We start from the raw sequence: 24,659 nt of genomic DNA, 5'->3' as shown, positions 1-24,659 counted from the left end.
CCAGCGGCTGTAACCAATTTTTTTATGTGTGAAAAGATTGTAGAGGTACTTGGGTATGATCTTCGTAAATAAAACATCCCCGGCGTGCTTTAGAAATGTGAGGATCGAGCTGTTGAATGAGATCATACAATTCGCTGATTCGTCTCACATTGAAATCTGTTTGAGCTTGAAGCTGTTCTTTTAGTTCTTTTGTGCTCACGATGCTTCCCTTTTTTTCTTTAATAATATCTACACACCTTGCTGCGTAGTATATTTTGTCATTAGAAGGTCTGCTCTCTTTCATATCAAGTAATTTGAGCTCATGATAAATCAGTTCTCTTTCCTTTCTAAAGTATTGCCATGCTTCTTGTTCCTTTTCATAAAGTAAAATCAATTGCATTTTCAATTTTTCTCTTAACATTCACTTGACTCCATTTCCACTATCATTTAACCTACCTCTATTTTACATTATATGAAAAAATAACATTTGATCAAGTAAAATCCTTTTATTTTTATTTTTTTAATATGAAAGTATTGATACTAAAGGCTCATCTGTTCTATAAAAGGCGCTAAACATAGTCCTATAAAGCCGGGATTCATTGAAATTACTAGGAATATTTTAACAAAAAATTGTTGTGTCTAACTGAGACCATCTGAATCCAAAGGAAAAGGATATTTATTCCGAAAGACATGTTGTTTACTTCATAAACTGTTTTTCAGTCAGTAAAATCATGATTTTTTCATATGAATATGGTCGGATCAAGGTATCATTTGAAGGATGTCGTTCATGAAAATAGAATAATAGATTCAATCCTATCACTATGAAAATAAGAAAATCAAATGATCTATCACTTATTGGCAATCTTTTGATAAAATAGAAACAACAAGAGTATGAAAAAACGTTTCGATACTTACAGCACATGGAGAGGATGACATTTGATGAAAGAAACAACGCCAAAACCCACAATGATTGGAGTAAGCACAAGACCATCAGAGCATTTAAAAAGAGTGTGGGAGCAGCCATTCGTTTGGTGGCCTTTATCATGTGTGCTTGTATTAACAGTTGTTGTCACTTATTTGTCTCAGCTAGTGAATGAAGGATTGTGGGCAGATTTAATTTTGCCAATCCCTTTCGTTTATGTGATCACGCTCATTGGTCTGGTCATTGGAATTGTCATTAATACTGCCGTATACAAGTTCATCGTCTTTTTAGCAAAAGGTGATGCAACATTTCATCAGCTGTTTTCAGGTGTACTGTATATCACGCCTATTACGATCATTGGTACGATTATTTCTCATTTGGCGATCATTTTTTTCATGTGCCAAAAGATATCACGGTTACCTCATTAAACGCATTCATTCGAATGTCTGGTCCATGGCATGCCGTGTTAGCAAATATCGATCTTTTTGTGATCTGGAATCTTGTTTTAACAGGCTTTTTATTGATCAAAGTCGGCCGCACTTCGCCAAAAATATCTTGGATCATTGTAGCTGTCTTTTATGTGCTATCTTTAATTTTTCAATATGTAGGAACCACAATCACCATTAACATGTCATTAAGCTGGGGGTAGAATGTTTTTATGAGAAAGAAAATCATCATCGGATCCATTATCATTATTGTGATTGGTCTATTTATTGGATTTAATATTGCAAAAAACCAATCAAAGCCTGCCTCTACGGCATCATTTAAAACAGTCCAACTTGCATCAAAAGAAATAACTTCTACGGTGATGACGCCTGGAACACTTTCATTCTCGGAGGAGCAATTCATTTATACAGAAGAGGAGAAGGGAAGCCTGAATCATATCGCTGTGAAAGAAGGAGAAAAGGTGAAAGTTGGAACACCGCTCCTGACATATGAAAATAAGGAACTGGAGCTTGAAGAACAGCAGCAAGCACTTGCGGCTGAATCAAGTACACTAAAGCTTGAACAATTACAAAATAGACTCAATACATTAGATGAAAATCAGGGAAAAAAGGTGGGCTCTGATTCGAAAAACGAGCGAGATCAGCTTGAACTCGAACTCAAAGCCGCTGAATTAGAGCAAAAACAAGCGGAGCTTAACCAAGAAAAAATAAAGGCACAAATAGAAGATTTAACGATACATAGCAAAATTGAAGGAACAGTCATCTCCATCGAGCAAGATGCTGGCGCAGGGAAGCTAGAAGAGAGACAGCCGGTGATCCATATTGGCAATGAGAAAAAAATGATCGTACGAGGCTTAATCACTGAGTATGACGCTATGAAAGTCAAAAAGAAACAAAAAGTAAAGGTAACGTCTGATGTCATTCGCGGAAAGAGCTGGCAAGGAGTGGTGAAAAAAGTGGGCGCTGTGCCTGCCCAGTCAACAGCAGAAACAGCTGCAAGTGATCAAACGGTACAATATCCAGTCGAAATTGAAATAAAAGGGAAAAAGCCGGATGCAAAACCAGGCTTTAAAATGATCATGGAAATTGAAACGGACAAGCGTCAAGTGCTCACAATTCCTGAAACAGCCGTGAAAAAAGAGAAAGATGGTTCATACGTTTATGTTGTTGAAAAGAATGCATTGAAGAAAGTAAGAGTGACATTAGGTGAAACGTCAGGTCATGATCTTGAAGTGACGAAAGGTTTAACAAAAGAAGATCAAATCATTGCAGAGCCATCAGATGAAATGTATGACGGAATGGAAGTGAATGCTGAATGATTCAGCTTTCAAACGTGACAAAAAGCTACGAAGTCGCTGAGGAGACATTTGATGTATTAAGTGATGTGGACCTTGTCATTGGTAAAGGCGAGTATATGTCCATTATGGGCCCGTCCGGCTCTGGAAAATCAACGTTAATGAATATCATTGGCTGTTTGGACCACCCGACCTCCGGACAGTACCATTTTCAAGGTATGGAGCTGTCGGCAGCAAAGGATCAAGAACTGGCAGTGATTCGAAATCGATCCATTGGTTTTGTTTTTCAACAATTTTATTTACTGCCTAGATTAAATGCGAGGCGAAATGTTGAACTTCCGATGATTTATGCTGGTATCAGTCAAAAGGAAAGAAAAGAACGTGCGGAAATGGCACTTGAAAAGGTTGGTTTGGCAGATCGAATGAAGCATATGCCAAACGAGTTGTCAGGGGGTCAAAAGCAAAGAGTAGCCATCGCACGTGCGATTGTCAATGAGCCGAAGCTCATCTTGGCAGATGAACCAACAGGCGCTCTTGATTCAAAAACGAGCGGCTCGATTATGGAACAGTTTACGAAGCTCAATGAGGAAGGAACAACGGTTGTGCTAGTTACTCATGAAGAAGAAATAGCTGCGTATACAAACCGGATAGTCGTTGTAAGAGATGGACGCCTCGTTCAAGATAGATTGATACAAGGAGACGCAATGAATGAAACTCTTTGAAAATATCAAAATAGCGCTGAATTCTGTCCTAGCTCATAAATTGCGTTCTATTTTAACAATGCTTGGAATTATTATTGGGGTTGGATCAGTGATTGCAGTCGTTGCCATCGGTCAAGGCGGAGAGCAAATGCTGAAAGAATCAATTTCAGGGCCAAACAATACCATTGATATGACCTATACACCCTCTGATGAGGAGTTAAATGCGAATCCTAATGCGTTATTTGAAGCCACATTTACTGAAGAAGACATTCAAAGTGTTCAAGCATTGAATGGGGTTAAACAGGTTGCCTCCTCCACTGCACAAGGCATGCAATTAAGATTCCAAGATACAACAATAGATGCAACGGTCAATGGGATTAATGAAGGCTACACGAATGTACACTCATTACATATAGCAGAAGGACAGGACTTACGTGAAATCGATTTTAGGAGCGGAAGAAGGGCAGCTGTTATTTCAGAAGGGATACAAAAAGAATTGTTTAATGGAGAGAAGGCAGTAGGCGAGTTGATTTGGATGAATGGACAGCCGGTTGAGGTGATCGGAGTTTTAGCAAAACAGGAAGGGCTGTTTTCATTTGATATGAATGAAATATATGTCCCTTTTGCAATGCTGACAACTGCATTTGGTGTGAAAGAATATGATAAGTTGTCTATTCAAGTCGCACATGCTGATCAAATGAAAGAAGTGGGAAAGAGTGCGGCTGCACGCTTAAATGAAAATCACCATACAGAAGATGCTTACGAAATGATCAATCTGGAAGAGATTGCAGCAGGCATTGGTCAGATTACGTCTGTTATGACAACAATCATTGGCTCAATTGCTGGTATCTCATTACTTGTCGGCGGCATTGGTGTCATGAATATTATGCTCGTATCTGTCACAGAAAGAACAAGAGAAATCGGAATTCGAAAGGCACTTGGGGCAACTAGGGCTCAAATACTCGTTCAGTTTTTAATTGAGTCTGTCGTCCTTACACTGATCGGTGGGTTACTTGGAATCGCGCTTGGCTTCGGAGGTGCTTCACTTGTGTCACTGTTTGCAGGGTGGCCTTCTCTTGTATCGTGGCAAATCGTATGTGGAGGCGTCCTATTTAGTATGCTCATTGGTATTATTTTTGGACTGATTCCTGCCAATAAAGCAGCGAGGCTCGATCCGATTGAATCACTTAGATATGAATAATCCTAAAGTTAACGTACGAGGTGCTGACAAGAAGGTAGAACGAGATATATTGCCTGCTGCTCCCCACCTGAAGCTTTTATGCAAAACGCATAAAGGCTTTTTTTCGTTCAATTGAATGAAATGAAAAATGATAGAAATGCTAATATCATGACTTTCTTCTCAATGTCACATATTTTTCAGTTTACAAATGGTACATATAAAGGTAAGATGACCATTGTGAAAGATTTTGATAGTTATTGAATGTATTTGATTGTTTTGTATTGATAATGTTGAAAAAAGCGATTACAATAAAGGTGCGCGCAAAATGAATACGTTTTCAAAAGGGGGTGTTTTCAATGCTAACACCAGAAAGACATCAACTCATTATCGACTATTTAGAAGAAAACGATGTCATCAAAATACAGGACTTAATGATTATGACGGATGCGTCTGAATCTACAATTAGAAGAGATTTATCAGCCCTCGAAGAAAAAGGCTTTCTTAAAAGAGTTCACGGAGGAGCTGCTAAAATATCTAGTATTCGTCTTGAACCAGATGTGTTTGAGAAATCTGCCAAAAACCTTCATGAAAAGTCATTGATTGCAGAGGCAGCTGCGTCACTTTTAAAACAAGGCGATTGTATTTACTTAGATGCTGGTACGACAACACAGCAAATGATTGACTTTATCGATCCAGATCAAGATATCGTGGTGGTGACAAATGGTGTCATGCACATTGAAGCACTCATGAGAAAAGGCATTTCTTTTTACCTGATAGGCGGATCAGTGAAACATCGAACAGGAGCCATGGTGGGAGCCGCAGCTTTGACAGCTATGGAAAATTACCGTTTTGACAAGAGCTTTGTTGGGACGAACGGCATTCATCCCGAGGCAGGGTTTACAACACCTGATCCAGAAGAAGCGCTCATTAAAAAAAGAGCCATGAAGCAGGCGAAAAAAACCTACATCTTAACAGATGCCTCAAAGTTTGGCGAAATATCGTTTTCAACCTTTGCTAGTTTACAGGAAGCCACCATTATCACAAACGACGCAAAAGAGGATTCATTCGATAATTACCATGAAAAAACGGTTATAAAGGTAGTGAAAACATGATTTATACAGTTACTTTAAACCCATCAGTTGATTACATCGTGCACGTGGAGGATTTTGCGGTCGGCGGTTTAAATCGTTCAACCTATGACAAAAAATATCCAGGTGGTAAAGGAATCAATGTCTCAAGGCTTTTAAAACGGCACGGTGTTGAATCAAAAGCACTTGGATTCATTGGCGGTTTTACAGGCAAATATATTCAAGACTTTTTACAAAACGAACAATTACAAACAGCCTTTCATGAGGTGCCAGAAGATACACGTATCAATGTGAAACTAAAAACAGGCGAAGAAACGGAAATCAACGGGCTCGGTCCAAGTATTACTGAAGCACAGTTCGATTCGTTTTTATCCCAATTCACTTCATTAACAGAAGGCGATGTCGTTGTATTAGCAGGCAGCATTCCTTCTTCACTGCCTCATAACACATATGAGCGCATTGCTGAAGTATGTGCGAAGCAAGGGGTAAGAGTAGTACTTGATATTTCTGGAGAAGCCTTAAAAAAAGCAGCAGATCTGAAACCATTCTTAATGAAACCAAACCATCATGAGTTAGGTGAAATGTTTGAAACCAGTATTTCATCTGCAGAAGAAGCCATTCCTTATGGGAAAAAGCTGTTGGAACAAGGTGCTGAACATGTCATTGTATCTATGGCTGGAGACGGCGCTCTCTTATTCAGTAAGGAAGGAATCTTTCAATCTAATGTTCCAACAGGCAAGCTGATCAACTCAGTTGGTGCAGGGGATTCAGTCGTTGCAGGATTCTTAGCTGGCGTTTCTAAAGGCCTTTCCATAGAAGAATCATTTAAGCTTGGCGTCACATCAGGAAGTGCTACAGCATTTTCTGAGGAACTTGGAACAAAAGAGCTTGTCGATACATTATTGCCACAAGTAAAAGTCACACGCATTTAAAGGAGGAGTCATCATGAAAATTACAGAACTACTCACGAAGCATACGATTAAGCTTCAATTAGACAGCCAGCAAAAAGAAGCCGTTATTGAAGAACTGGTCACTGTATTAGATACAGCTGGTAAATTAAATGATAAAGAAGGCTACAAAGCAGCTGTTGTTAATCGTGAAAAACAAAGCTCTACGGGAATCGGAGAAGGAATTGCGATTCCTCATGCGAAAACAGCAAGTGTGAAAGAACCTGCTATTGCATTTGGTCGTTCAACAGCTGGTGTAGATTATGAATCATTAGACGGACAGCCAAGTCATCTTGTCTTTATGATTGCAGCAACTGAAGGCGCAAACAACACGCATTTAGAAGCACTTTCTCGTTTATCCACACTTCTCATGCGTGAAGAGATCCGAAAGCAGCTTCTTGAAGCGGCTACTGAAGATGAAATCATTGAAATTATCAATACACATGATAAAGACGATGAAGAAGAAGAGGAAGTCAAAGAGGAACCGGCTGCACCGGGAAAACCTGCTAAAATTTTAGCGGTGACAGCTTGTCCAACAGGCATCGCGCATACATTTATGGCCGCAGATGCTTTGAAAGAAAAAGCAAAAGAAATGGGCGTTGACATTAAAGTTGAGACAAATGGCTCTAGTGGAATTAAACATGCCCTGACAGCAAAAGAAATTGAAGAAGCGCCAGCTATTATTGTGGCAGCTGATAAACAAGTTGAAATGGAACGCTTTAAAGGCAAACATGTCATTGAAGTACCTGTGACAGCTGGAATTCGCCGTCCGCAAGAATTGATCGAAAAAGCCATCAATCAAGATGCGCCGATTTATAAAGGTTCAGGCGGCAGTTCTTCAAAAGATGAAAATGAATCATCAGGCAAGGGAAGAAGTGGATTCTATAAGCACTTAATGAGCGGTGTAAGCAACATGCTTCCGTTTGTTGTTGGGGGCGGTATCCTCGTTGCGATTTCATTCTTCTGGGGAATTAACTCAGCTGACCCTAAAGACCCTTCTTTCAATTCATTTGCAGCTGTATTAAAAGGGATTGGCGGAGATAATGCACTTGCCTTAATCGTTGCTGTATTAGCTGGATTTATCGCAATGAGTATTGCAGACCGTCCAGGTTTTGCACCAGGTATGGTTGGCGGATTCATGGCCTCTGCAGCAGGAGCTGGATTCTTAGGCGGATTGATTGCTGGTTTCCTTGCTGGTTACATTGTGGTGCTGCTCAAAAAAGTATTCACTTTTGTACCACAGTCGCTCGATGGTATTAAACCAGTTCTGCTCTATCCATTGTTCGGTATTTTCTTTACAGGGATTATCATGCATTACATCGTCAACACACCTGTTAAAATGGTCATGGACGGATTAACACACTGGCTTGAATCACTTGGTACTGGAAACCTTGTATTAATGGGGATTATTTTAGCTGGTATGATGGCCATTGATATGGGTGGTCCGATTAACAAAGCGGCCTACACTTTTGGTCTTGCGATGATTGCTGCTGGCAACTATGCACCGCATGCTGCGATTATGGCAGGTGGAATGGTGCCGCCTCTAGGAATTGCCCTAGCGACAACGATCTTTAGAAACAAATTCTCTAAACGTGACCGCGAGGCAGGTATTACATGTTACTTCATGGGAGCTGCGTTCATTACGGAAGGGGCGATCCCGTTTGCAGCGGCAGATCCTCTGCGCGTCATTCCTTCGGCTGTGATTGGTGCAGCAGTTGCAGGTGGATTAACAGAATTCTTTAGAGTGACGCTTCCTGCACCGCACGGCGGACTATTCGTTTTCTGGGTAACAAATCATCCAGTTCTTTACATCATCAGCATCTTAATCGGTGCCATTGTTACAGCGCTACTTCTCGGAATTCTAAAAAAACCAGTCCGACAAGAAGCTTAATTTGAAAAGAAGCATCGTGAAGAGCGGTGCTTCTTTTTGTTTAATCATTAGCAAATTAGGAAAAAATATCTAATTGAATGGTTGTCTTGTGAATTTTTAAATGACATGTGATAAAGTAAAGTTATTCAATTCACGTTTCAAGTCTTTTAGCAGAAAGTCTTAGGAGGAAGCAGTATTTTGAACGAAGAAAACAAACAAAACGAAAATGACATTCAATCTGATGAGAAACAAGCCAAAAAAGAGAAGAAAAGTTCTCTGTTTGAATGGATCAAAGCCATTTTAATTGCACTTGCCCTCGTCCTCATCATCCGTACGTTTATTTTTGAGCCGTATGTGGTGGAAGGAGAGTCAATGGAACCAACCCTTCATGATGGAGAAAAGCTGTTTGTCAACAAAACCATCAACTATCTCGGTGGAGTCAAACGTGGTGACATCGTGATTATTAATGGAAAAGACGGTCAGAAAATTCATTATGTCAAACGATTGATCGGCCTTCCAGGCGACACGATTGAAATGAAGGATGATACGCTTTACATTAATGGTAAAAAAGTAGATGAGCCTTATTTAAAAGAGAACAAGGCGCATGCCAAAGAGTATGAGGTACATTTAACAGGAGATTTTGGTCCAGTGAAAGTACCGAAAAACGATTACTTTGTTATGGGTGACAACAGACTGAATTCTATGGACAGTCGAAATGGACTCGGACTCATTGAAAAGGATCGTATTGTTGGCACATCAGAATTTGTTTTCTTCCCATTTGGCGATATTCGACAAACACAATAAATACACCTTTCTCAATGCGTAAGAAAGGTGCTTGAATGGACGACCCTTCATGTAGGGTCGTTTTTAATTTAGTGTGAGCATCGTGACAATGATGACAATGGCCAAAACAGAAGCGAAAACGGACCCGGTAATCGCCAAAACAGAACGGAATAATCCAATTTTCACATTGTCTTTTCCGCGCTTTTGTAAAAAGCGTTTTGAAAAGATGTGGACCAGTGTGTAAATGAGGACAAGCCCAATATAAAGGCCAAAGTCTCTTGCATTAAAGCCTGTCGCCGATAAATAAATGCCCATAAAGAAAATCAATAAACAGTATTCCATGAGTGTGAGTAATCTCAAATCGCCCGAACTCCTTCAATAAAAACATTCCCACTTATTATACCATATTGGACAAAAAGCCTTTGTTCTTAGCGAGAGACGTTTCTATCAATCGTTATTCATGTTATACTTCATATTGATGAATGAGTGATGGAGGATTAATAAATGATTGCAGTGAATAATGTTAGTTTGCGATTTGCTGATCGTAAATTATTTGAAGAAGTAAATATTAAGTTCACTCCTGGCAACTGCTACGGACTAATTGGTGCCAATGGAGCTGGTAAATCAACGTTCTTAAAGATTCTTTCTGGAGAAATTGAAGCTCAAACGGGCGATGTTCATATGAGTCCAGGTGAACGTTTAGCGATTTTAAAACAGAACCACTTTGAATACGAAGAGTTTGAAGTGTTAAAAGTCGTCATCATGGGTCACAAACGTCTATATGATGTGATGCAGGAAAAAGATGCGATTTATATGAAACCTGATTTCTCAGATGAAGACGGGATTCGTGCAGCAGAGCTTGAAGGTGAGTTTGCTGAGTTAAACGGATGGGAAGCGGAAAGTGAAGCTGCGATCCTATTAAAAGGTCTTGGCATTCCAGAGAGCCTGCAATCGAAGAAAATGTCTGAGCTTGGCGGATCTGAAAAGGTAAAAGTGCTTTTAGCACAAGCTTTATTCGGTAAACCTGACGTTCTACTTCTCGATGAGCCAACGAACCACTTGGACTTACAAGCCATTCAGTGGTTAGAAGAGTTCCTCATTAACTTTGAAAATACCGTCATCGTCGTATCGCATGATCGTCATTTCTTAAACAAAGTATGTACGCATATTGCAGACCTTGACTTTGGAAAAATTCAAGTGTATGTCGGAAACTATGATTTCTGGTATGAATCAAGCCAGCTGGCATTAAAACTCAGCCAGGATGCCAACAAGAAAAAAGAAGAACAAATTAAGCAGCTTCAAGAATTCGTTGCTCGGTTCAGTGCGAACGCATCTAAATCGAAGCAAGCGACATCAAGAAAGAAATTGCTTGATAAGATTTCGCTAGATGACATTAAACCATCTTCTCGTAAATATCCTTATGTTCATTTTGCGCCAGAGCGTGAAATCGGAAATGATGTCCTTCAAGTAGAAGGTCTATCAAAAACGATTGACGGTGTAAAAGTACTGGATAACGTCAGCTTTATTATGAATCGTGAGGATAAAATTGCGTTCTTAAGCCGTAATGAACTTGCTGTCTCTACTTTATTTAAAATCCTTGCTGGTGAAATGGAGCCAGACAGCGGGACATTTAAATGGGGCGTGACAACATCTCAAGCATTCTTCCCTAAAGACAACAGTGAATATTTTGAAGGAAGCGATTTAGATCTTGTTGATTGGCTTCGTCAATATTCTCCTAATGATCAAAGTGAAAGCTTCCTGCGTGGTTTCTTAGGCCGTATGCTTTTCTCTGGGGAAGAAGTGAAGAAAAAAGCAAGCGTCTTATCAGGTGGAGAAAAGGTTCGTTGTATGTTATCAAAAATGATGCTGTCTGGAGCGAATATTTTGCTGTTAGACGAGCCGACGAACCATTTAGACCTAGAGTCCATCACAGCGCTGAATAACGGTCTAATGAGCTTTAAAGGGGCTATGCTCTTCTCATCTCATGACCATCAGTTTGTTGAAACAGTTGCAAACCGGATTATCGAAGTGACGCCAAATGGCATCGTTGATAAACAAACAACTTATGATGAGTTCTTATCAGATCAAGAGATTCAAAAAAGACTACAAGAGCTGTATGCATAAACATAAAGAAAAGACATCCACATGTGGATGTCTTTTTTCTTTAAAAAGCCCAATTTCCATTTCGGAAAATCGGTTCACGTTTACCATCTTTTGTGATCCCATCAATATTCATTTCCTTTGAACCAATCATGAAATCGACGTGTGTAATACTGCTGTTCACACCAGCTGCGTCTAGTTCCTCACGTTTCATCTCTTTACCGCCTTCGATATTAAATGCATAACCGCTGCCGATGGCAAGGTGATTGGATGCATTTTCATCGTAAAGTGTATTGTAATAGAGGATATTTGAGTTAGAAATTGGTGAATCATCTGGTACAAGGGCAACCTCACCTAGATAATGTGAGCCTTCATCTGTTTCAACGAGAGAGGTTAAAATGTCTTCGCCCTCTTTGGCTTTCACATCTACAATACGCCCATTTTCAAAGGTTAACGTAAATTCATCGATAATGTTTCCTGCATAACTAAGTGGCTTAGTGCTAGAGACAGTCCCGTTTACACCATCTTTTTTAGGTACGGTAAAGACCTCTTCTGTCGGCATATTGGCCATGAATGATACGCCGCGTTCACTCACGCTGCCAGCACCTACCCAAATATGCTGTTCTGGAAGTTCAATCGTTAAATCTGTACCTGGTGCTTCATAGTGCAGCTTGTGGTAGTGACGTTCATTTAATACTTTTACTTTTTCATTTAGTGATTCATCATGCTTTTTCCACGCTTCAACAGGATCTGGCTGATCAGCGCGGGCGACTTTAAAGATTTGGTCCCATAATAATGCAACAGCTTCTTCATCTGCATGCTCAGGGAAAATCTTTTTCGCCCAATCTTTTGATGCAGCACCGACGACTGTCCATGCAACTTTGTCAGATTGAACGTATTGACGATATGTATGAAGTGCTGAACCTGCAGCTTTTTGCTGTGAAGCAATTTTTTTCGAGTCAATGCCACTTAGAAGATCAGGGCTTTCTGACAAGATCGTAATAAAAGCACCGCCACGTTTTGCGATGGTTTCCATCATCTGTGCTTCCCATTCTGGAAATTGCTCAAACACATCTTGTGGGGCATGTTCATATTTTAAACGGGTCAGAACACCATCACTCCAGCGGATATGTACGTTTTTCGCTCCGCGCTCATATGCGTGTTTTGCCACAAGGCGGACAAGGTCTACAGATTCAGTGAACGCAGATACGACCACTTCTTGACCACTTTGAACATTTACACCTACTTCAACGATGGTTTTTGCATATTGATCTAGTTGTTTTTCGAATGAATTCATAAAAAACCCTCCTTTAGTCATGTTCATCATATCAGATTTAAGACCGAAAAGGAAAATGGGGAGCCGTCCCGAAGCAAAATAAAAAAGCCGCTTTCGTGCGGCTTTTTTAGCGGTTCAGTTGTTTCACAGGCTGTGCATTAGAAGGGGGCATATGTGAAAACGACAGGCTCATTCCTCCTAAAATAATACCGGTTAAAATGACTGTGACAACGACCCGTTTACCTAAATCAAGCAACATGTTCTTCCTCCTTCACGTTTATCCATTCATCACGATATGATCGAAATGATGAAAAAAGAAGTAGAACATGAAGATTATTTTAATGTTTTTTGCAATTTGTCGATGACTTCTAATGAACGACCTGTTCCAATTGCGACAGATTCAAGAGGGTTTGCTGCGATATGAACTGGGACAACAATTTCTTGAGAGAGCCATTCTTGAATGCCGTTTAATAGTGCACCACCGCCAGTTAGAATGACGCCGCGATCTACGATATCACCACTCAGTTCTGGAGGGCTGTCTTCTAATGTAGCCCGAATCGCCTCTAAAATATGAAGAAGTGATTCACGCATAGCACCTTGAATTTCTGTTGATTCAAGTGTAATTGTTTTTGGAAGACCTGTGACAAGGTCGCGTCCACGAACTTCTAATGACTCAGGTTCGTGTTCAATGAGTCCATAACCAATTTCCATTTTTACTTGTTCAGCTGTCCGTTCACCGATCAGTAAATTGTATTTCTTTCTCACAAAAGTAATGATATCTTCATCCAGTTGATCTCCGCCAATTCGGATCGAATGGCAAGAGACAACTCCGCCAAATGAAATGATCGCTACCTCTGTCGTTCCTCCGCCAATGTCTACAACGACGTTGGCAACAGGCTCGTCCACCGGGAGATCAGCACCGATTGCAGCTGCGACGGGTTCTTCAATTAAATGCACATGCTTGGCCCCGCAATTTTTGACAGCATCGCTGATCGCGCGGCGTTCGACAGCTGTTGAACCTGAAGGTGTACAAACAACCACAGTCGGCTTTCTAAAGGTAAACCCAATATTTTTTCCTGCTTTTTTCATAATTTGTTTGAGTAAATCGGTTGTCATATCGTAATCAGCGATGACACCATCTTTCATCGGACGGATCGCTACAATTTTTCCAGGTGTTTTCCCAATCATCTCTTTTGCTTCTGACCCCACTGCAAGGACAGTTTTTGTTTCCGTATCTACTGCCACAACGGATGGTTCATTGAGAATAATTCCTTTATTTTTACTGTAAACCAATATGTTAGCTGTTCCTAAATCAATTCCAATTTCGGCATTTTGAAACATGTTTTCACCCAATCTCTATTTTTGCTGTTTTAAACAATTTTACATTTAAAAGTTCAGAGGGTTGAGGTCATTTGTGGGGGTGTGTGATCACCTTGAAATGAATCTGTAAAATTCAAGTCTCATTTTGACATTCACAATAAATTTTCCCTTTGGTTTTTCGATTTTGAAAAAAATTTTTATGCAGGAGAAACCTTTTAAGAATCTCTTACGTCTACGATATATCAATTGGTGAAAAACAGATTGATCTTGAGCTAATGAAAGAAAGAGGGAACGAAATTGAAATCTATCGGAGTTGTAAGAAAAGTAGATGAACTAGGGCGTATTGTGATGCCAATCGAATTGAGAAGAGCACTTGATATCGCTATTAAAGACAGTATGGAATTTTTTATAGATGGAGATAAAATCGTCTTGAAAAAATATCAGCCAGAGGGCGTCTGCCTGATGACTGGTGAGATTACTTCTGAGAACCACGAGTATGGAAATGGTCAAATTACATTAAGCGCTGAAGGCGCAGAACTGCTGCTAAAAGAGCTTCAAGAAGCCCTTCAGCAGTAAATAAAAATAGCCTGTTCTCTCCCATTGTGCTGAGAGCAGGCTATTTTTTCTAAAAAAGTTCCTAAAAAATGCCGCATCTCCCTCAAAAAATAAGTGGAAAATGGTACAATTGACAAAGAATCTCAGGGCGGCAGGTGGAATTATTTGAACAAAACATATCAAGTACGGATCCTGTTATCCGTTCTTGCATTTATATTAATTTTGAGCTGGGATTTCTTTTATTATCTTAGCGGCTATCACATTAATTGGCCGCTCGATCTAGCCTTTACAGTCGTTGTTTTGGTCGGTATTTGGGTCATCTCAGGCCATGTGGACCGGCTGAATTTACTTGTCTCAGATTTAAATAAACGAGAAAAAGAAGCACACGAACTGACAGAGCGGCTGAATCGAATCACAGATAACTTGCAAGAAATCGTTTTTGAAACCAATGAAAAAGGTGAAATCATTTTTTTAAATCAAGCATGGAAACAAATGACGGGTTACGACATAGAGGAGTGTCTAGGTACGATGTACAATCAGTACTTTGATCAAGAAGAGCATGTCGTTCAGCATTTGTTGTCTGTGATCAAAGAGCATAAGGATGAGGGGCGGGTGGAGCTGCAGCTTCTCCATAAAGAAGGAAAAAAGGTATGGGGAGATGTGCATTATAAGCTTTATTTCGATGAACAGCACCAGTTTACTGGAGGTATTGGAACGGTTGCAGATATCACGAAACAAAAGCAGGCAAAGCTTGAACTTGAAAGATCAAATCAGCAACTGCAAATGCAGGCACAAAAGCTGGCTGTTGCAGGACAAATAGCTGCTGGCATTGCCCATGAAGTCAGAAATCCGCTCACCTCAGTCAATGGATTTTTGCAGCTGATGAAAACGCAATATCCTGAAAGAACCGATTATTTTGATATCATCTTTTCTGAAATTAAACGCATTGATTTTGTTTTAAGTGAACTGCTTGTCTTAGCAAAACCTCAATCGGTTCAATTTCAAGAAGTACAGCTCCATGATTTGCTAGAGCAGGTGATTACCTTATTAAAGACAAATGCCGTTCTTTCAAATATTGATCTCAAACAGCCATTTAAAAAGCAGGATGCTGGCACGATATTAGCAGACGCCAATCAAATGAAGCAGCTGTTCATTAACTTAATCAAAAATGCGATCGAGGCGATGCCTGAAGGCGGCAATATATACATATCAACAGAAAAAGTGATGAATGAATGGAAAATCACGATTCAAGATGAAGGAAAAGGAATGTCCGAAGAGGATATTCTGAAAATATATGATCCTTTCTTTTCGACTAAAAAAGAAGGTACAGGACTTGGTTTAACGATCTGTGCGACGATCTTAAAAGATCACCATGGAAGAATGGATGTAAAGAGCGAGCTCAGCAAAGGGACGGCTTTTGATATTTACTTACCTGTGTATCAAAAAAGCAGATAGTAGCAAGGTGAGAGGATGTGATGTGAGATGACGAAAGAGACAAAGACGTTATTTGTGTATGGGACACTTTTAAAGCACGAAAAGTATCACGAGACATTGATGAAAGAAAGCAGTCCATTAGCAGCATCTGCTTGGATAAAAGGGAGACTGTACGATACAGGTGAGGGTTACCCTGTGTGTGTTGTCTCGGAACAAAACACAGTATATGGAGAATTGTATGAGGTCAGTGATGAAACGCTGCATAAGATAGATGAGCTAGAGGAAGGGTATGACCAGCAGGAAATAGAGGTTATGACAGACCAGGGGCCAAGGTCAGCCGTTGCTTATACAATAGGTAAGCAGAAGGCATCGAGCCTGAAGGAGATTGAAAGCGGCTGCTGGAAGTCATATCAACTATGGGAGCGCAAACCGTCTTCCTTCTATTATTTTGCCTATGGGTCCTGTATGGATGATGCAAGGTTTAAGCTTGCGAAAGTGGAACATTATTTCAAACAAATCATCGGCGGCGGCACACTTGATCGTTTTACCACAAGGTTTACATTGGTGCGCCCTGATGGATCAAGAGCAGATATGGTAGAAGACGGCGGAGAAACAGAGGGTGTTCTATATGAAGTGCCTTTTGATGCCATTCGTTATTTGTACAAACGAGAAGGTGTAAATGAAGGGACTTATCGCCCAGCATTTGTCGATGTCACAGTAGGTGATCAAGTGTATGAGGACTGCTTAACGTTTCTCGTTTTAAAAAAGAGCGAAGAAATTGCGCCTCCTGGCCATTATCGCAGTGAAATCGAAAAAGGAGCAGACCTTTACTTAAGTGAAGCATTCCGTAAAAAAATACGGTCACATATGGATTCATTAATCAAACCGTAGTAAAATGCATGGTAAGTGATATAAAAGGAGTCTGAACATGAAAAAGGAATATGCAGTCATTGGTCTTGGACGCTTCGGCGGAAGTATCTGCAAGGCGCTAAGCGAAGAAGGACTTGAAGTCATGGCCATGGATATGAATGAAGATCGTGTGAACGAATATGCTAAAATTGCATCACATGCCGTGATTGGTGATTCGACGGACGAATCTGTCCTAAAAAACCTAGGCATCCGCAATTTTGATCATGTGATCGTGGCGATAGGTGAAAACATTCAGGCGAGTATTTTAACAACGATTATGCTGAAAGAGCTGGGTGTCAAAATGGTCACAGTGAAAGCTCAAAATGACTACCATGAAAAGGTTTTGAATAAAATTGGTGCGGACCGTATTGTCCATCCTGAACGAGACATGGGCAGACGGATTGCACATAAAATTATTTCTAACAACGTGCTTGATTATTTAGAGCTGTCAGATGAGTACAGCCTTATTGAAATCGTCGCCAACAGCAGACTCGCCGGGCACTCTTTGTTAGATCTCGACATTCGTGCAAGGTACGGGATCAATATCGTGGCAATTAAGCGCGGGAAAGAAGTGATCGTTTCACCGCTCGCAGATGAAATGATTCAAAAAGAAGATATCCTCATTGTCATTGGGGCAGTGGCAGATATCGGGCGCTTTGAAAAACGGGAAATGCAGAACGACTATTAAACACTCCGAGAAGGGGTGTTTTTTGCTTTAGAAGTGTACATATGGGGCGGACATTGAGGAAGAGAAATAAGTGGAAATGAGCCGTTTACTTTCTAAAAGAACAGCAAAATAGACCATGGTTATTTTTCAGCCAATTATCACTATTCAGAAATAAAAATCAATCTTTTGATATGGTTGATTTTCTCTAAATGTCATTGACTGGACAAACAGATTCGTTTACGATAAGAAACATTATATTGTTTACTCGGAGGAGGCAGTGTCGTTGGATAAGGAGCTTTTCAGACATCAAATTGAGGTAGCTGCAAAGAGAAAAAAAGCAGCCCTAGTGATTAAACATGCGAAGGTTATGGACGTGTTTAACCAGGAATGGATAGACGCTGATGTCGCTGTTGAAAATGGAAAAATAGTAGGAATTGGGGAGTATGAGGGAGAACAGGAGCTGGATGCAACAGGTCAAATGCTTGTTCCCGGTTTCATTGACGGCCACGTTCATATCGAATCCTCGATGGTGACTCCTGCTGAATTTTCCAAAGCTGTCGTTCCTCACGGTGTGACAACTGTTGTAACAGACCCGCATGAAATTGCCAATGTATCCGGTGTTGCAGGTATCCGTTTTATGCTCGAAGAAGCGAGAAAAGCTGCTTTAAATATATATTTCATGCTGCCATCCTGTGTACCGGCAGTCAGCTTTGAACGATCAGGTGCTACACTAAAAGCAAAAGATTTAAAGCCTCTTTATGATGAGAAAGAAGTGCTTGGTCTTGCCGAAGTGATGGATTATGTCGCGGTGGAACAAGCGGAAGAAGATATGCTTCAAAAACTGCTTGATGCTCAACATGAACATAAACTCATTGATGGCCATCTAGCAGGATTAACGGACCGATTAATTAATGTGTACCGAACAGCTAATGTCCAAACGGATCATGAGGTGACAACAGCTCAAGAGGCCCTTGAACGTGTCAAAAGAGGCATGTATGTCATGCTCAGAGAAGGCTCTGTTGCTAAAAACGTGAAAAACGTATTACCTGCTGTCAATGAGAAGAATGCGAGACGCTTTTTCTTTTGTACGGATGATAAACATTTAGATGATTTAATGGCTCAAGGAAGTATTGATGAACAAGTACGGATGTCGATACAAGAAGGATTGGACCCCTTTTTAGCATATCAAATGGGAAGTTTAAACGCAGCGGAGTGTTTCGGTCTCAAAACAAAGGGAGCGATTGCACCAGGATTTGACGCGGACTTTATGCTCATTTCTGACTTACATGAGGTAGGAATTACAAGCGTCTTTATCGCAGGAGAATTGGTCTCTGAACATGGAGAATATTTGCCAAGTGTCGACAAGATCACGCCAAATTCTTCGCTTATGCAATCGGTACATGCAGTGGACGTTCAAGAGAAAGATCTAATGCTGCCTATAACAGATCATCAAAAGATGAATGTCATTCGCATTATACCGAATCAGCTTGAAACGAAATTAGAACAAATATCTCCATCTGGAAGCGATGGACAATTTACGAGTGATATTGATCGAGATGTATTAAAAATAGTGCTTGTCGAACGCCACAAAGGTCTATCTGAAATTGGGATAGGGGTTGTCAGCGGATTCGGCCTAAAAGAGGGGGCAATTGCAACAACAGTTGCCCATGACTCGCATAACTTAATTGCCGTTGGAACAAATGATGCTGATATGATCAAAGCCATTGAGACGTTAAAAGAAGCAGGGGGCGGTTTGACCGTTGTAAAAGACGGAGAAGTTCTTCATACGCTTCCATTACCGATTTCCGGTTTATTATCAGATCAACCTGCACATACGGTCAATGAAAGCCTTCATGCACTTCATGATGCTTTAAAGGAAACAGGCTTTGTCTTAGACTTTAATCCGTTTTTGACATTATCCTTCTTGGCACTGCCAGTCATTCCTGATGTGAAAATGACAACACAAGGATTGTTTGATGTGAGAAGTTTTCAGCATCTCCCGATTCAATCGTAAAACAATGACTGAACCCGCACGTATCGTACAGATATGCGGGTTTTTTTATTGCGCATAAAAAAGAGACACAGCCAATTGGCTGTGTCTCCCTGTACGTCCTTACACTTCCATAATAATCGGTAAGATCATTGGGCGGCGTCTTGTTTTTTCATAAAGGAAAGGAGCAAGAGTGTCAGTAATCTCGTTCTTAATTTCTGACCATTGAGTCGTCTTACGTTCCATTACTTTTTCAAGATGCTTTGAAATGAGATCTTGCGCGTCATTAATGAGGTCTCCAGATTCTCTCATGTAGACAAAACCTCTTGAGATTAAATCAGGACCTGCAGAAATTTTGAATTCTTTCATATCCATGCTGACAACAACAATGACAAGACCTTCTTCTGAAAGAATGCGGCGGTCTCTTAACACGATGTTGCCGATATCACCAATACCGCTACCGTCGATATACACGTTGCCTGATGGAATTTTGCCAGCGACACTTGCTTCGTCACCTTTCAGAGCAAGAACTTCACCGTTATCCATGATAAAGCAGTTTTCCTCAGGGATTCCGCAATCATTCGCAAGTTTAATATGCGTTTTTTGCATGCGGTACTCACCGTGAATCGGCATGAAGAATTTAGGTTTAATTAAACGGAGCATCAGCTTTTGTTCTTCCTGCCCGCCGTGTCCAGAGGTATGAATATTATTGAGTGAGCCATGAATGACTTCAGCACCAGCACGATACAGCTGGTTAATAGTACGGCTTACGCTAATATTGTTACCTGGGATCGGTGAAGACGAGAAGACAACAGTGTCTCCAGGGTTAATTGAAATCTGTCGGTGCGTACCGTTGGCAATACGAGAAAGAGCGGCCATCGGTTCACCCTGACTACCAGTACAAAGAATGGTTACTTTGTTTGCTGGAAGGCGGTTGATTTCATTGTGTTCAATGAACGTGTTTTTTGGACATTTGATATATCCGAGCTCTTGTCCAATATCAATGGCAGACTCCATGCTGCGCCCAAACACAGCGACTTTTCGGCCGTTGGCAACAGCTGACTCGATCACTTGCTGAAGTCTGTGAATGTTAGATGCAAATGTAGCAAAGATAATACGTCCATCTACTTTTCTGAAGATGTCATCAATGCTTTCACCTACACGTCTTTCGGACATCGTAAATTCTGGAATTTCACTATTTGTACTGTCAGATAGAAGACAAAGAACGCCTTCTTTCCCGATCTCAGCCATTTTCGTTAAATTGGCAGGCTCGCCAACAGGAGTAAAGTCAAACTTGAAATCGCCTGTATGTACGATGTTACCAGGAGGTGTCTTCACGACAATTCCATAAGAATCTGGGATACTGTGCGTCGTTCTAAAGAAAGACACAGCTGTTTTTCTAAATTTGATCGTATCTTCTTCTTCAAAGATGTGAAGTTTGGTCTGTCTTAATAGACCATGCTCTTCCAATTTGTTACGAAGTAGGCCGATTGCGAGTTTGCCTCCGTAAACTGGAATATTCACTTGCTTGAGAAGGTAAGGGATACCGCCGATGTGGTCTTCATGTCCGTGAGTAATAAAAAGACCTTTGATTTTATCTTCGTTTTTAACTAAATACGTATAGTCAGGGATGACGTAATCAATTCCAAGAAGTTCATCTTCAGGGAACTTAATACCAGCATCAATCAAAATGATTTCATCTTGAAATTGAACGCCATACGTGTTTTTACCGATCTCGCCTAATCCGCCGAGCGCAAAAACTGCCGCCTGATCGTTTTTTACAAATTTCATTCCTCTCATAGCTCCAATACTTTAAAATTTTCACTTTCTCGTTCATAGTCTAAAAAAGCACCGTCTACAGGCTGAATGAATTCAATATTGTAGTTATGTTTTTTCAACTTATCGCGTACGTCTCTTTCAGAAACCGCTTCAACGTATAGTGAATCTGTGTGTTCTCTCACAGGTACCTCAGTCGTACTTGCCTGAAAAAATACCTTATATATCATCCAAATCTCTCCTTAAATACCGTATGTTACACTCGCTTATTCTATTATATTAAAAAAACGCGCATAAGAAAAGTCTCAGAGAAAAAAGGACCTTCAGCAAATGTGCGGAAGATCCTTTTAAGCAATCGATTTTTTACGAAGCATGTCCTTCCATTGTTTTCGAATTTTCTTGCGCAGACGACGAAGCATCGCGGATCGCCTCCTTTCGGTATGAGTCTCATTCAGCCATTTGTTCCGTTCTCTCTATATACTTGTATTATATGATGTTTCCACTTAATGTTACATGGTTATATGTGGGAAATGGGTGTTTTAAGAGGAAGTGGTTTCGTCAGTGAAGATCTTTCTGTATGATGAAGGGGAGAGGGTATACATAACAAGAGACAGGAGACGAGATATGAATAAAAAAGTCATCTTCTTTGATATCGACGGTACTTTATATGACCATGATAAAAAAATACCTGAATCAACGAAGCGAGCTGTTCGTTTATTAAAAGAAAAAGGGCATCATCTCTTCATTGCATCTGGCCGTTCGCCTTTTCTCATTCAGCCTATTTTAGAAGAAATAGGGCTTGACTCATTTATTGCTTATAACGGTCAGTATGTCATGTACGAAGGAGAAGTCATTTACGGCAATCCGCTTAAGCAAGAGCTGATGGATAAAATTTATGAAACAGCGGATCAACATGATCATCCGCTTGTTTTCATGGGAGAGAAGACGATGAAGGCGTCTGTGCCGAACCATCCATTTATCCATGAAGGGATTGGCACTTTAAAAACAGAGCATCCCGAGCATGATTTATCATTCTTTAAAGAAAACGTCATTTATCAAATGCTGCTATTTTGTAAAGCAGAAGAGGAACATCTATATGAAGCGTTCCGTGAAGAAATTGATCTCGTCAGGTGGCATGAGCTGTCTACGGATGTCCTGCCAAAAGGTGGATCAAAGGCTGAAGGAATTAAACGAGTCATTGAAAGACTCCCGTACGATCAAAAGGACACAATTGCCTTCGGTGACGGGCTGAACGATCGAGAAATGATTTCGTTTGTTGGAACAGGCGTTGCGATGGGGAATGCAGTCAATGAATTAAAAACATTAGCTGACTTTGTCACCAAACCTGTAGATGAGGATGGCATATTCCACGCTGTGACTGAATTAGGCCTTATTGAAGAATAAAAAACAAGACCCGCTGATGGACGGGTCTTGTTTTTATTTTATGATCTGCCGATCGCAACCGCGTTGTCTGGCTCGGCGAATGGATGATCTTTTTGAATATGATCATAAAACATAATGCCATTTAAGTGGTCAATTTCATGCTGAAAAACGATGGCCGGAAACCCTTTGAGGCGAATATCAATGTCTTCACCTTCAAGCGTTGTACCTTTCACCCTGATTTTTTCATAGCGCGGGACGAATCCAGGGATGGCTTCATCAACAGATAAACAGCCTTCTCCAGTAGCTAAATAAGCTCTTTTGACTGAATGGCTAACAATGCGAGGATTGAATAATGCATAGCTGTAAAGTTCCCCGCCCTCGTCTTCACAGTGAACAGCGATCATTCGTTTACTGATATTGATTTGCGGAGCTGCTAGGCCAACACCGGGTCTAAGTTCATATTTTTCAGCAATGTCTGCATCCTGACTGTTTTTGACAAATTCAATCATGTCAGCTAATTGCTGTTTTTCTTCTTCTGTTGGCGGGAGTTCGACCGCTTCAGCTGTTTGTCTTAAGACGGGATGCCCGTCTCGTACGATATCATCCATGGTAATCACAAAACTTCACTCCTATTTCCTTTGTATGTAAAGTATATAAAATGATACACGACATATGCAATGAAATAAAGAAGACCGGTCGTATGAGACCGGTCAGAGGCTTATTCAGCCATTAGCAGCAGCCACCGCCGCCTAAGAATGCTGCGCCAACAATGATCAATAGAATGAATAGGACGACGATTAAAGCGAATGTACGTCCACCACCGTAACCGCAACCGTATCCACCACCATAACTTGGATAGCAACAACCGCCGCCGTATCCATAACCGTAACCGCCGTATCCACCATACATACTTCCATGACTATAATTAGACATACTTTTGACCTCCTTTGGAAATACACTCGGCCTCTCATAAGTGAAGGCGAAGCGTGTAATATAAACTATGTATGAATGCACTATTTGTATAGTCATGAGCCTAGAGCATGAAAAAAATCTTCTTTCCCCTCAAAAAACCAGCCTCTTTCCTTGTCACAACCGCCCTGAAAAATTATAGTGGTATGTGGAGATGTAAAGGGGGACCTTGTAATTGAAACAGATGAAAAGAAGAATAAAAGCAGGTGCAACTTTAGCGGGGATATGTACCCTCTTGCTTGCGGGCTGCGGAGGTCAAAATCCGCTTTATGAGATGCAAGATGCCATGACGAAAATGAGCGAAAAAGAAGCATCCTTTGAAAAAGAACAAGGCGCACTGCAAAGCTATGAGAAAAAAGAACAGCAGTTGTATAAAAAAATGATTCAAACAACAAAAGACCACACAAAAACAGTCGCAAGCTTGTCTGATCAAGCATTAGCATCGGCAGAAAAGCGTGAAGAACATTTAAAAACAGAAAAAGACAGCATGGATCAATCGAAAAAAGAATTTCAATCTGTAAAGGAATTCGCTGAACAGATAAAAGATGCGGAAGTAAAAGACAAAGCAGAACAAACAGTCAAATCAATTGAAAAAAGATATGCATCGTATGATCAGCTTTACCGTGAGTATCAAAAGGCGCTGAAACAAGACAAGCACTTGTATGAATCTTTAAAAAGAAAAGACTTAGGATACGCTGAACTGAAATCCAAACTGAAAACAGTCAATCGTTCCTATAGTAAAGTGAGAAAAGAAAGCAAGAAGTTCAATCAATATACAGATCAATTGAACGAATATAAACAAACTTTATACAAAACAGCTCAGAAAGAATCACAAAACAGTTAAAAACAGTACTTTCATATTTGCTAGCTCTGTTTATCGCTGCTACTCACAAAGTGCCCGCGTGTCGTTACTCGTTTTTTCAAGAAGTCAAACTGAAAAGAAGAGAAGGGGTTAAAATGAAGTTCATTTTAGCCCCTTGTCCATCACGATCAAAAGAGCTAAAAATAGCTCTTTTTTTATTTTTCGACAAAAACAAACATCTGCTATTGTAGTACAGCGACCCACTCT

The 24,659-nt window shown here is 40.4% G+C and carries 26 protein-coding genes; 17 read left to right on the top strand and 9 right to left on the bottom strand.

The genetic code is table 11. The features are described 5' to 3' along the window. Positions 1–22: 22 nt before the first annotated feature. On the bottom strand, positions 23–400 hold the full coding sequence (locus tag EBQ12_RS02385; RefSeq protein WP_008345156.1) for a Rok-like winged helix domain-containing protein: 378 nt from the start codon (positions 398–400) through the stop codon (positions 23–25). 518 nt (positions 401–918) lie between these two features. Here EBQ12_RS02385 and EBQ12_RS02380 point away from each other — a divergent pair. The 9 genes from EBQ12_RS02380 to lepB all read left to right on the top strand — a co-directional run bounded on the left by EBQ12_RS02380 (position 919) and on the right by lepB (position 9,232). Then, complete coding sequence (locus tag EBQ12_RS02380; protein WP_241215617.1) at positions 919–1,329, top strand: YIP1 family protein; 411 nt, start codon at positions 919–921, stop codon at positions 1,327–1,329. Then, entirely contained in the window at positions 1,299–1,550 is a 252-nt protein-coding gene (locus tag EBQ12_RS19480) for a hypothetical protein (RefSeq protein WP_241215620.1), read from the top strand. The genes EBQ12_RS02380 and EBQ12_RS19480 overlap by 31 nt, the downstream gene beginning before the upstream one ends. Before the next feature lie 9 nt (positions 1,551–1,559). Beyond that, positions 1,560–2,666: an efflux RND transporter periplasmic adaptor subunit gene (locus EBQ12_RS02375; RefSeq protein WP_057079603.1), complete on the top strand. Its 1,107-nt coding sequence runs from the start codon at positions 1,560–1,562 to the stop codon at positions 2,664–2,666. After that, positions 2,663–3,364, top strand: coding sequence for an ABC transporter ATP-binding protein (locus EBQ12_RS02370; RefSeq protein WP_017367165.1), 702 nt, complete (start codon positions 2,663–2,665; stop codon positions 3,362–3,364). Before EBQ12_RS02375 ends, EBQ12_RS02370 begins: the two co-directional genes overlap by 4 nt. Next, entirely contained in the window at positions 3,351–4,544 is a 1,194-nt protein-coding gene (locus EBQ12_RS02365) for an ABC transporter permease (RefSeq protein ID WP_035392183.1), read from the top strand. The genes EBQ12_RS02370 and EBQ12_RS02365 overlap by 14 nt, the downstream gene beginning before the upstream one ends. A 335-nt stretch (positions 4,545–4,879) precedes the next feature. After that, positions 4,880–5,635, top strand: a complete 756-nt coding sequence (locus tag EBQ12_RS02360; RefSeq protein WP_060781032.1) for a DeoR/GlpR family DNA-binding transcription regulator — start codon at positions 4,880–4,882, stop codon at positions 5,633–5,635. Then, positions 5,632–6,543 carry a 1-phosphofructokinase gene (gene pfkB, locus EBQ12_RS02355; RefSeq protein WP_125588949.1) on the top strand — a complete coding sequence of 304 codons (912 nt, stop codon included), beginning with the start codon at positions 5,632–5,634 and terminating at the stop codon, positions 6,541–6,543. The genes EBQ12_RS02360 and pfkB overlap by 4 nt, the downstream gene beginning before the upstream one ends. Before the next feature lie 13 nt (positions 6,544–6,556). Continuing rightward, positions 6,557–8,449 carry a PTS fructose transporter subunit IIABC gene (locus EBQ12_RS02350; protein ID WP_008345139.1) on the top strand — a complete coding sequence of 631 codons (1,893 nt, stop codon included), beginning with the start codon at positions 6,557–6,559 and terminating at the stop codon, positions 8,447–8,449. A 210-nt stretch (positions 8,450–8,659) separates the two neighbouring features. Next, a complete protein-coding gene (gene lepB / locus EBQ12_RS02345; RefSeq protein ID WP_035392647.1) occupies positions 8,660–9,232 on the top strand; it encodes a signal peptidase I in 573 nt (190 codons plus the stop codon). Positions 9,233–9,295: 63 nt separating this feature from the next. Here the strand turns inward: lepB and EBQ12_RS02340 are convergent, their stop codons facing one another. Beyond that, positions 9,296–9,571, bottom strand: coding sequence for a hypothetical protein (locus EBQ12_RS02340; RefSeq protein WP_125588947.1), 276 nt, complete (start codon positions 9,569–9,571; stop codon positions 9,296–9,298). Between the two features lie 144 nt (positions 9,572–9,715). On the opposite strand from EBQ12_RS02340, the gene EBQ12_RS02335 reads away from it, so the two are divergent. Then, positions 9,716–11,335 (top strand): ABC-F family ATP-binding cassette domain-containing protein, encoded by a 1,620-nt coding sequence (locus tag EBQ12_RS02335; RefSeq protein WP_007498620.1) that lies wholly within the window; start codon positions 9,716–9,718, stop codon positions 11,333–11,335. A 40-nt stretch (positions 11,336–11,375) separates the two neighbouring features. Here the strand turns inward: EBQ12_RS02335 and EBQ12_RS02330 are convergent, their stop codons facing one another. The 3 genes from EBQ12_RS02330 to mreBH form a co-directional block, all read right to left on the bottom strand. After that, the gene (locus EBQ12_RS02330; RefSeq protein ID WP_125588945.1) at positions 11,376–12,608 is read right to left on the bottom strand and encodes an aminopeptidase; all 1,233 of its coding nucleotides are present in this window, start codon (positions 12,606–12,608) and stop codon (positions 11,376–11,378) included. A 106-nt stretch (positions 12,609–12,714) separates the two neighbouring features. Further along, positions 12,715–12,846 (bottom strand): protein YkpC, encoded by a 132-nt coding sequence (locus EBQ12_RS19280; protein WP_003210922.1) that lies wholly within the window; start codon positions 12,844–12,846, stop codon positions 12,715–12,717. A gap of 74 nt (positions 12,847–12,920) precedes the next feature. Next, positions 12,921–13,928: a rod-share determining protein MreBH gene (mreBH, locus tag EBQ12_RS02325; RefSeq protein ID WP_017359401.1), complete on the bottom strand. Its 1,008-nt coding sequence runs from the start codon at positions 13,926–13,928 to the stop codon at positions 12,921–12,923. Between the two features lie 276 nt (positions 13,929–14,204). Between mreBH and EBQ12_RS02320 the strand changes: the two genes are divergently transcribed. The 5 genes from EBQ12_RS02320 (at position 14,205) to ade (ending at position 19,486) form a co-directional block, all read left to right on the top strand. Then, positions 14,205–14,483 (top strand): AbrB/MazE/SpoVT family DNA-binding domain-containing protein, encoded by a 279-nt coding sequence (locus EBQ12_RS02320; RefSeq protein WP_017359400.1) that lies wholly within the window; start codon positions 14,205–14,207, stop codon positions 14,481–14,483. Between the two features lie 144 nt (positions 14,484–14,627). After that, positions 14,628–15,917 carry an ATP-binding protein gene (locus EBQ12_RS02315; protein WP_125588943.1) on the top strand — a complete coding sequence of 430 codons (1,290 nt, stop codon included), beginning with the start codon at positions 14,628–14,630 and terminating at the stop codon, positions 15,915–15,917. Positions 15,918–15,944: 27 nt separating this feature from the next. Continuing rightward, positions 15,945–16,787, top strand: a complete 843-nt coding sequence (locus EBQ12_RS02310) for a gamma-glutamylcyclotransferase family protein (protein ID WP_125588941.1) — start codon at positions 15,945–15,947, stop codon at positions 16,785–16,787. A gap of 37 nt (positions 16,788–16,824) precedes the next feature. After that, entirely contained in the window at positions 16,825–17,493 is a 669-nt protein-coding gene (locus EBQ12_RS02305) for a potassium channel family protein (RefSeq protein ID WP_008345123.1), read from the top strand. A 262-nt stretch (positions 17,494–17,755) separates the two neighbouring features. Then, the gene (ade, locus tag EBQ12_RS02300; RefSeq protein WP_125588939.1) at positions 17,756–19,486 is read left to right on the top strand and encodes an adenine deaminase; all 1,731 of its coding nucleotides are present in this window, start codon (positions 17,756–17,758) and stop codon (positions 19,484–19,486) included. A 99-nt stretch (positions 19,487–19,585) separates the two neighbouring features. Here ade and rnjA read toward each other — a convergent pair whose 3' ends face one another. Together rnjA and EBQ12_RS02290 are read right to left on the bottom strand one after the other, a co-directional pair. Continuing rightward, on the bottom strand, positions 19,586–21,253 hold the full coding sequence (rnjA, locus tag EBQ12_RS02295; protein WP_008345116.1) for a ribonuclease J1: 1,668 nt from the start codon (positions 21,251–21,253) through the stop codon (positions 19,586–19,588). A 5-nt stretch (positions 21,254–21,258) separates the two neighbouring features. Then, entirely contained in the window at positions 21,259–21,468 is a 210-nt protein-coding gene (locus tag EBQ12_RS02290) for a DNA-dependent RNA polymerase subunit epsilon (RefSeq protein ID WP_008345114.1), read from the bottom strand. A 394-nt stretch (positions 21,469–21,862) separates the two neighbouring features. Between EBQ12_RS02290 and EBQ12_RS02285 the strand changes: the two genes are divergently transcribed. Next, positions 21,863–22,642, top strand: coding sequence for a Cof-type HAD-IIB family hydrolase (locus tag EBQ12_RS02285; protein ID WP_098680855.1), 780 nt, complete (start codon positions 21,863–21,865; stop codon positions 22,640–22,642). A gap of 38 nt (positions 22,643–22,680) precedes the next feature. Here the strand turns inward: EBQ12_RS02285 and def are convergent, their stop codons facing one another. Continuing rightward, positions 22,681–23,238 (bottom strand): peptide deformylase, encoded by a 558-nt coding sequence (gene def, locus EBQ12_RS02280; protein ID WP_008345111.1) that lies wholly within the window; start codon positions 23,236–23,238, stop codon positions 22,681–22,683. 112 nt (positions 23,239–23,350) lie between these two features. Continuing rightward, positions 23,351–23,530 (bottom strand): YjcZ family sporulation protein, encoded by a 180-nt coding sequence (locus tag EBQ12_RS02275; protein ID WP_026050085.1) that lies wholly within the window; start codon positions 23,528–23,530, stop codon positions 23,351–23,353. A 235-nt stretch (positions 23,531–23,765) separates the two neighbouring features. On the opposite strand from EBQ12_RS02275, the gene EBQ12_RS02270 reads away from it, so the two are divergent. Further along, the gene (locus EBQ12_RS02270; protein WP_125588937.1) at positions 23,766–24,434 is read left to right on the top strand and encodes a YkyA family protein; all 669 of its coding nucleotides are present in this window, start codon (positions 23,766–23,768) and stop codon (positions 24,432–24,434) included. The last annotated feature ends 225 nt before the right edge of the window (positions 24,435–24,659 follow it).

The organism is Bacillus sp. 2B09, from assembly GCF_003946835.1.
In the GTDB taxonomy this organism is placed as follows: domain Bacteria; phylum Bacillota; class Bacilli; order Bacillales; family Bacillaceae; genus Bacillus; species Bacillus altitudinis.
Note: the sequence above shows the minus strand (reverse complement) of the source record. Positions and strands in the feature narration are given on the sequence as shown.